General features: G+C 34.1%; 11 protein-coding genes. 10 read left to right on the forward strand and 1 reads right to left on the reverse strand.

The window, feature by feature from the left end:
- The first annotated feature begins 162 nt into the window (after positions 1 to 162).
- From BGO84_RS10255 to BGO84_RS10270, 4 genes are all read left to right on the forward strand, one after another.
- The gene (locus tag BGO84_RS10255; protein WP_291029014.1) at positions 163 to 447 is read left to right on the forward strand and encodes a helix-turn-helix domain-containing protein; all 285 of its coding nucleotides are present in this window, start codon (positions 163 to 165) and stop codon (positions 445 to 447) included.
- Positions 448 to 850: 403 nt separating this feature from the next.
- Positions 851 to 1,231, forward strand: a complete 381-nt coding sequence (mobC, locus tag BGO84_RS10260; protein ID WP_291029015.1) for a plasmid mobilization relaxosome protein MobC — start codon at positions 851 to 853, stop codon at positions 1,229 to 1,231.
- The gene (locus BGO84_RS10265) at positions 1,197 to 2,147 is read left to right on the forward strand and encodes a relaxase/mobilization nuclease domain-containing protein (RefSeq protein ID WP_291029016.1); all 951 of its coding nucleotides are present in this window, start codon (positions 1,197 to 1,199) and stop codon (positions 2,145 to 2,147) included. The genes mobC and BGO84_RS10265 overlap by 35 nt, the downstream gene beginning before the upstream one ends.
- Positions 2,148 to 2,154: 7 nt before the next feature.
- Positions 2,155 to 2,841, forward strand: a complete 687-nt coding sequence (locus BGO84_RS10270; protein WP_291029017.1) for a hypothetical protein — start codon at positions 2,155 to 2,157, stop codon at positions 2,839 to 2,841.
- Positions 2,842 to 2,885: 44 nt separating this feature from the next.
- Here the strand turns inward: BGO84_RS10270 and BGO84_RS10275 are convergent, their stop codons facing one another.
- Positions 2,886 to 3,266, reverse strand: coding sequence for a hypothetical protein (locus BGO84_RS10275; RefSeq protein WP_291029018.1), 381 nt, complete (start codon positions 3,264 to 3,266; stop codon positions 2,886 to 2,888).
- A 242-nt stretch (positions 3,267 to 3,508) separates the two neighbouring features.
- Between BGO84_RS10275 and BGO84_RS10280 the strand changes: the two genes are divergently transcribed.
- From BGO84_RS10280 to BGO84_RS10305, 6 genes are all read left to right on the forward strand, one after another.
- Entirely contained in the window at positions 3,509 to 4,396 is an 888-nt protein-coding gene (locus BGO84_RS10280; RefSeq protein ID WP_291029019.1) for a HEPN domain-containing protein, read from the forward strand.
- Positions 4,397 to 4,536: 140 nt separating this feature from the next.
- Positions 4,537 to 5,820: an ATP-binding protein gene (locus BGO84_RS10285; protein WP_291029020.1), complete on the forward strand. Its 1,284-nt coding sequence runs from the start codon at positions 4,537 to 4,539 to the stop codon at positions 5,818 to 5,820.
- Between the two features lie 11 nt (positions 5,821 to 5,831).
- Positions 5,832 to 6,440: an RloB family protein gene (locus BGO84_RS10290; protein WP_291029021.1), complete on the forward strand. Its 609-nt coding sequence runs from the start codon at positions 5,832 to 5,834 to the stop codon at positions 6,438 to 6,440.
- A gap of 390 nt (positions 6,441 to 6,830) precedes the next feature.
- The gene (locus BGO84_RS10295) at positions 6,831 to 6,971 is read left to right on the forward strand and encodes a hypothetical protein (RefSeq protein ID WP_291029022.1); all 141 of its coding nucleotides are present in this window, start codon (positions 6,831 to 6,833) and stop codon (positions 6,969 to 6,971) included.
- Between the two features lie 206 nt (positions 6,972 to 7,177).
- Positions 7,178 to 7,711 (forward strand): hypothetical protein, encoded by a 534-nt coding sequence (locus tag BGO84_RS10300; protein ID WP_291029023.1) that lies wholly within the window; start codon positions 7,178 to 7,180, stop codon positions 7,709 to 7,711.
- Between the two features lie 65 nt (positions 7,712 to 7,776).
- Entirely contained in the window at positions 7,777 to 8,544 is a 768-nt protein-coding gene (locus tag BGO84_RS10305) for a DUF1883 domain-containing protein (protein WP_291029024.1), read from the forward strand.
- The last annotated feature ends 58 nt before the right edge of the window (positions 8,545 to 8,602 follow it).

Below are 8,602 nucleotides of genomic sequence, written 5' to 3' on the forward strand. Positions count from 1 at the left end.
TCATAGACAAGTATATCAAAGAACTGCAAGAACATTGAGAATACATTGAGACTTTTACCCTCTCAAACATAACTCCCTAAATATCAATTTATATTTGCCCCTGTCGACAAAAAACAGGGGTATGCGCAACCCCATTTATTAATGTTATAAATTCATATTGCTATGAGTGAAAATTTAGAAATGAGGGTTTCTGCATTAGAGAAACATTTGTATGCCCTTAAAAAGATTTTGTCTTTTGAAGAAGCAAGTAAGTTCCTTAACTTATCTAAGAGCTATTTATATCAGCTCACATCAAAGGGTATAATCCCCCATTACAAACCACAAGGTAAGATGATCTACTTTGAAAAAGAGCTATTGGAAGATTGGTTAAGGCAAAATCCTATTCGAACAAAACAAGAGTTACAAAACGAAGCTGCTAATCGGGTTATCTCATCCAAGAAGAAATAACTCTTTTAGGCTCGTCGGGAGGAGTGGTCTCCCCCCTTGCCGCCGGGCGATCCCCGACCGATGAGTTATTGGTGTTTTGTTCCGGCTGAATTTGGAGCATTTGCTCATTTGGCTAACACCTGTCAAATTTTGAAGTCTTGTGTGTGTTTAGCTCTCTGAGTTTATACAGTGTGCCTGACTGCCCAAAGTTCAGCTAAATTATCAGGCTGTCCTCCGGCATTACACGACTCCGGTTAGCAGCTATCCTCCCAAGTTGAGGCGCATGGCAAGGTTATGGAAATGTATACATTTCCTACCTTGCTCCGCCTTTGGCGGAGGGGAAAACCGCTCCCAATGGTCGCAGTTTTATGAGGACGGCATTAAAGAAATAAGCGTTTATCTTAATTAAAAAAAGCTGAATATTATGCATGATAATATAAAAAATAACGTATCAAAAAATAGAGTCTCTGCACGGTTGAAAGAGAAAGTCATTAGTGTAAGGGTTACAACAATGGAATATCTAGCCCTAAAAAAAAGAGCCCGGGATGCAGGTATGAGTTTAAGCAGTTTCGCCCGTTCTGCATTACTCTCGGCTAAAGTAGTCCAGCGTATAGGCAAAGACGATGCAGATACGCTTCGCAAACTATCGGGAGAAGCCAATAACCTGAACCAATTGGCAAGGTCAGCCAACAAGGATGGCTTTACGAGTGTAGCAAGAGAGATAACAAGCCTGCGAAACACAATCGTAGATATTATTAACCATTTATCAGATGATTGGAAAAATTATGCAAAGAGCCGCTTTTAAAGGATGTGTCTGCTATGTAATGAATAAGCAGGATGCAAAGATGATAGCCGCCGATGGAGTGCTTCTATCCAATATGGACAGTATCATCAGGAGCTTTAATACCCAACGCCTGATGAAACCGAATATCAAGCATCCTGTCGGGCATATATCGTTAAGCTATCTGCCTGATGATACTGAAAGACTTACCAATGGGGCTATGGTAACATTGGCAAAGGAATATATGCAGGAGATGAATATAACCGATACCCAGTATATCATAGTACGCCATTATGACAACGGAAATCCCCATGTGCATATCGTCTATAACCGCATTAATAATAACGGCAAGGTGATAAGCGATAAAAACGACCGTTACCGCAATGAGGCTGTCTGTAAGAAAATAAAAAATAAATACGGATTGTCTTACGGTAAAGGAAAGGGTAAAGTCAAGCAGCATAAGCTAAGAGGCAAGGACAAAACCAAATATCAGGTTTATAATGCTGTAAAAGATGCTTTATCCAAGTCCACAGATTGGAATGATTTTGAAAAACTGTTGAAAGGGAAAGGTGTTGCTCTGTCTTATAAATATAAAGGGCAAACAAATGAGGTGCAGGGTATTTCCTTCACTATCGGCGATGTGACTTTCAAAGGCTCTGAGATAGATCGTAATTTCAGTTACTTAAAATTAGATAAGCAACTGAAAAACAATGCTCAGAATCATATTCAGAGTAAAACTACAAGACAATCTTTTGCCAAAGAGAGCAACTCTCAAAGTCAGGGAGCAGGTATTGTCGGTTCACTGATCGAGGGTTTAGACTCAATGTCGATATTTCAGACTCATGGTGAAGATCCGCAGGAAGAACGCTTCCAGCATGAGATGGAACGCAAGCAAAAGCAAATAAATAGAAAAAATGGTAAACGACCCAGATTTAATTAATTAAATTATGAATGATAAAATAGACAATATCCAGATAACAATGGACGGCTTTTCAGAAATACTGTCCGAGATTATGATTGAGATCCGCTCTTTGAAGAAGGAGGATAGCGGCGAATCTGCCTTGACTGCTGATCTTTTGAATAAGATAGTACAAACTATTGACGAGTCCAAGAAAGGTGTTACAGGAGAAGAATTAAAGGCATATACTGCTGCAATGATTGCGACGATGCGACAGTTACAGGATGAAGCTAATAATTCCTTTTCAGAGTTTCTCAATGAGAAAATAGCTCAATTGGAAACAGTAGCTAAACAGCCAAGTATTGTAAAGAATCAATATACAATTGACTTTAAATCGAGTAAGGCTGTTATTGCTATTATTTTTCTTTCACTCGGTCTGTTTTGTTCTTTGTTTGGGAACTACAATCAGTATCAGGGAAATAGCAGGTTGACCGATAATGATCTGAAATATAGGTTTGTGAAAATGAGGAATGGTATCTTGCCGAATGAGATTACACGATTGGAAAATTTCTTCTATTATCCGGATAGTGCTTATGTAGTGAAGAATATCCGTAAAAGCGTGATTAATTATGAGCATCGTTTGCAAGAACAAGCTCGAAAGCAGGAGCAAAAGAAACAGAATGAAGAAAATATTAAGCGGTTAGATAGTGAAATTCAAGAATTGAATGTAGAGTAAATTGAAATAAAGGCAAAGCTCTTGACTTTGCCTTTATTTTGACATTACCTGAAAAGATAAAAACATGTTTCAGTTTTCGTCTCTTTTATTTTCAAGGAGCAGGAGGGAAGTTGAAAACTACTTTTTCTGAAACTATAATCTGCCGAATCTATTAAATGGTTAATTAATAACTCTTCCTCTTCTGTTGAATCTAAAAATAAGAAAGAAGCATCACAATTATTTTCGCTATCGAAAGAAATTGAGATTGTAGCATTTTCATTATCGAAACGTACTTCAATAATGTGATCGTGTACTCCTTTTTCAATATATTCCATCAGGCAGACAGGATAGTCTTTGTATTTTTCTTTCAGATCATTTTCCGATTGACCTAGAGTCGACCAGGCATGTTCGAGTAAAGTGTCGAATTTAGTATTTTGATTTCGCATAAATATCCGCATTTTAAGCCTGATTGAAGAATCAAGCCGATATAAATAGTATGTATAATTTATATCTCTGCGGTGTTGAGTCGTCAGTCTGGATCGTATATCAAACCGACAAGAAGCAGGATGTGAATACAAAGATACAATTAACAAACAAAAGTTAATCCTTGTTTTGCTTTTTTCAATATCTTTAAGGTCGCAGACCTTTTTATTTATTTTTGTAGAAAGGATTAATATTAAATCATAAAATGAAGAAGTCCATATCATATTTACCATCAACTAATCAGAGAGATCTACATTTTATTGTCGAGGCTGTTTTACAACGGCTGAAACAAACTGAAATGATAATTTTGTTCGGGAGCTATGCACGAAATGACTACGTGGTATATGATGAGAAATATGAATTTGGCAAACTTCAGTTTTATGTAAGCGATTACGATATACTGGTTGTCACAAGTGGCGTATCCGATGGAGGAGCAATCAGGTCACTCAGTAATGTGGAAGATTTATATTATGACAGGGCGAAAGACCCCGATAGACAACCCCCTGTTCAGTTTATCAGCGAGGATATGAAAAAGCTGAATAAATACCTGAATGATGGACGATATTTCTATACACAGATAAAGCAAGAGGGTGTTGTATTATATGATAGTGGTAAACATAAACTAGCCCGTCGCCGTAAACTTAGCTTTGATGAAATAAAGCAACAAGCTCAGGAATATTTTATCGATAAGTTTAATTACGCAAACGATTTCTTAGAAGGAGCTAAATTTTATTATGAAAAAGAGAAATATAAATTAGCATCATTCAATTTACATCAAACTTGCGAAAATCTTATTTATGCTATTCGCCTAGTGAATACACTCGAAAACCCAAAACAACATAATCTCACAAAACTGTTAAACTCCGTAAAGAAATATTCTAATGAGTTTATAAAAGTCTTTCCACAGGATACACCCGAAGAAAAGCGTTTATTCGAACTTATTAAGGCAGCTTATGTGAATGGTAGATACGATCCTGATTTTGTTGTTACAAAGGAGGATATTGATGCACTTGTTCCGAAAGTGGAATTATTGAGGGATATTACAAAGCGAATTTGTGAGGGGAAGATTGGGGAGTATGGGGAGACGATGTGAAAATAAAAATATATAAAAGAAAGCCATATCTGTTGATATGGCTTTCTTATTAGAAGAAGCGTTTTTTTTAAATAGAATTTGATTATTATTGTTTTATTTGATATATTTGTATAATATTTACGAATTAATAAAATAGAGCAATGATTTCAGAATTTAGAGTTAAAAATTTCCTATCCTTCAAGGAAGAGCAGATACTCAGTTTTGAAGCGACTAGTGATCAAAACAATGAGGACTATTATTGTATTGAGATCAAAGAAGGAGTAAGGCTGTTAAAAACAGCTGTGATTTATGGCGCTAATGCTTCGGGTAAAACAAACTTATTGGAATCTCTTAATTTTTTAAGAGAATTGATACTTAGATCCCCAAAAGACAAAAATAAGGAAATAGGAGTAGATCCATTTCTCCTAGATGATTACTCAAAAAATGAAAGAACATCTTTTTCAATATCTTTTTTCATTAAAGAGATAAAATTTATTTATACTTTATCGCTCGATGACAAAAGAATCTATGAAGAGAACCTGTTATATTATCCAAGTGTGCAACCTGCAAAGTTATATGTGAGAACATACAATGAAAAGAGTGATTCGACTGAAATTATTTTTGGAAGTCATCTAAAATTAGGAAAAAAAGATCGTCTAATAATCATAGGGAATACCTTAAATAATTGTACTGTACTAGCTTCTTTTGGCAAATCAAATGTTGCATCAAGTTTGCTGAATGAAATATTTGAATATTTCGCTCACACAATGAAAGACATCCTTAGACCAAATTCTGATTTGTCTGATTTTACGATAAAAGCGTTGGAAAAAGAGCCTGAAATGAAAAATTTTATTCTTAGCTTATTGTTCGAATCTGACTTTAATATTAGCAACTTGGAAATACAAAAGGATGATTTAGTTATAACTCCTGAAGTAGCAAAGATGATTGAAAATTCACCAATGCCTGAAGATATAAAGAAAAGTTATTTAGAAAAAGGAAAAATAGAAAATCCTGAATTGGTTTACACACACAAAACGGGTAAAGGCTTTTATTTGCTCCCTGAAGGGGCTGAATCGAGAGGTACAATTCGGTATACTGGGATGGCTACAATTTTATATCGTCTGATTAAGCAAGAAGCAATATTACCCATTGATGAGATTGAATCTAGTTTGCATTTTGAACTTATATCATATTTTATAAAATTATTTCTGGTAAATGGAGAAAAATATTCCCAATTAATATTTACAACCCATGATATTAATCTTTTAGACGAAGATTTTATTCGTAGAGACACTGTCTGGTTTGCTGAAAAGAATGAAGAAGGAGAGACTTCTTTGGAAAGACTGTCTGACAAAGGACTACATAAAAATACATCTCCATACAATGCGTACAGACAGGGTAAACTTGGAGCAAAACCTTTTATGGGAAACATATTCATTAACTAAGAGATAGAGTGATGAATAGAGCAAAAATAAGTATTGCTATAATTGGAGAAGGAGAAACTGAATGGTTTTATTTTGATTCTTTAAGAAGGAGTAAAAGATACTCTTTCTCAATAGAACCATCTTTACCTCAACATGCAGATATTGATCATATGATGAAATTAGTTCGGAAAGCCGTATTTAATGAATATGATTATGTTTTTTGCTTATTGGATATGGATAGAATCAACTCCATTTCTAAAGAACGTGAACGATACAATGAGTGTATTAAAGATTTTGCTGAAACAAGTGTTATATTCATTGAAAGTATGCCCTGTATTGAATTTTGGTTTCTATTACATTTCTTAGAGCATTATTCTACAAAACCTTATCTAGACTGTAGCTCAGTTATACCAGAGCTTAACAAATATTTTAAAGGTTATGAAAAGACTAAGAATTTTTTTAGAAGAAACAGTTTATATAATATTCTATCTATAAATGGAGATATTGATAGAGCAAAAAAATACGCTCGCAAATTGACAGAAAGACATGAGTTAGAGCTTGACAATAAAACATTTCCTTATTCTGAGATATATAAAATATTAGACATATTGGACAGTCTGTCAGAGAATAATGATGGATAAATAGAAAAAGGTTATATAGATAAATATTTTTCAGAAAATGGCACGAAATTTGCTTAAATAAATATAATATATAATAATAAAGTAAAAGATGCAGTAGCGTCAACTACTACATCTTAATATAACCTCTTAATAGGGAGGGTTTACTCTACAGAATTGATCGCCTGTTGAGAAAATTGTGGCACAAAGATAGATATTTTTGATTATAATCAAACTATTTATAGCTTTCTTCACTTATCCCTATTCGGCATCTGCCTCGCCGAAAAGCAGTTAGTTTGCAAAATTCTTATAATTCAATTTAATACAGTAGTTATACCATATTGATAAGAGTTTTGCCATGCAGACAGGGTAAATCCGCTTGTAATAATTCGGACGATTAAAACTTATTTCACTATGGCACAAACAGATGCTGGAAAGAAGAAGGTGTATGTACATCCACATACGAAAGAAGATGGAACTAAAGTTCCACCTCACTATCGTTCTACACCTAGCACTTCAGATGGAGCGAAAAAAGGTGGTAAAGCCACAAAGTAAGCTTAAAATAAGAGTTTAAAGGTTCTCTACAAAAACCTTTATTAAAACTATTATAAACGAAAATAATCTTTATGCTATATAAAATTTCAATTAATCCCTTATGCGATTTTGTTACAGGATCGGCAAGAAAGAAAGCTTCTATTATTAAAAGTCAAAAGAACCCTAGCAAATTTATGGTCGCTAGATATAGGACTGCAAAAACAAGAATGAGTAGATTTGTCAAAAATGGATTTACATATCAAGATATTCTTTCTGGAATTGCTGATTTGCAGACAAAACAATGTACTACAGATTTCCAAAAGAATGACAGAAAGGCTTCAATAGAAGCACTGAGACTATTCTTGGAGCTCCAATTCCCAACAAATTTCAAGAAGTTGAAATGCTCGTTTTCTACAGATAAAAGAAAAGATGTGGAATTTAATAATGTTTCAATAACTGTCTCCCCAGATCTTATACTTCGCTGGGAGGAAGATGGTGAAAAATATATAGGAGGGGTAAAATTTCACATATCAAAAAGTAACATCTTTGATTATGAGAAAGCATCATTTGCAGCAGGTTTAATTCATTTATATTTGAAAGAATCAATCGCTTGTAATGATGAAATTGTTGTTGATGATTACTGCCTTTGTGTTGATGTCTTTGGTAGTAAAATTTGTTCAACCCCAAAGAATAAAAAAGATTTTAATTCTAAACTATATAAAGCTTGTGATGAAATAAAGTCTTTATGGGAAGTTGCATAATTATTATCTAGTAATAACAATTATAGTAAAGAATTGAAAAATATAACTAATAAAGCATTTAAAGAATGAATTTTACGCATTATGATTTAGGGCAAAAAGATAGAGGTCAGGTTATAGAAGTGACGTTGCAGGGTAGTGCTGCTAATGTCAGACTATTAGACTCTTCTAATTTTCAGAAATATAAAAATGGACAACGGCATACCTATCGAGGAGGACTTGTGACTAAATCTCCGATAAGACTTGAAATCCCATCTTCGGGTCGTTGGCATATAACAATAGATATGCAAGGCTTGAGAGGATCTGTAAAAACAAGCGTAAGAACTCTTCCTGGAGTTTTACCAAATTATCGTGAGCCAGCTTTGTCTACAGTTCCTTCGTTAGTCCACAAAGATGATTATTTAGGTGAAGACGATTTTGTTAAAGAATATGATGTATTCATTTCCCATGCCTCAGAAGATAAAGATGAAGTCGTTAGACCTTTGGCAAATGCATTAATTAATGAAGGACTAAAAGTCTGGTATGATGAATTTGAACTAAAGATAGGAGATAGTTTGCGAAGAAAAATAGACAAAGGATTGGCAAATAGTAAATTTGGAATTGTTGTTTTATCAAAAGATTTCATAAAAAAAGGATGGACTAATTATGAGCTAGATGGGATAATAACAAAATCAGTCAACGGAGAACAGATTGTTCTTCCAATATGGCATAATATTACAAAAAAAGAAGTAATTGATTATAGTCCTTCACTCGCAGATAAGGTCGCCAGAAACACATCGTCGTATACCGTTGATGAAATTGCGACTGAAATAGCTCAAGTTATTTATAATGCTTAATTGGATCAAATCCCACTTTTTGGGCTCTTTCCTAAAAGTTGTGGAGATATAATTTTTC

Origin of the sequence: Dysgonomonas sp. 37-18 (genome assembly GCF_001899125.1) — a bacterium.
Lineage (GTDB): Bacteria > Bacteroidota > Bacteroidia > Bacteroidales > Dysgonomonadaceae > Dysgonomonas.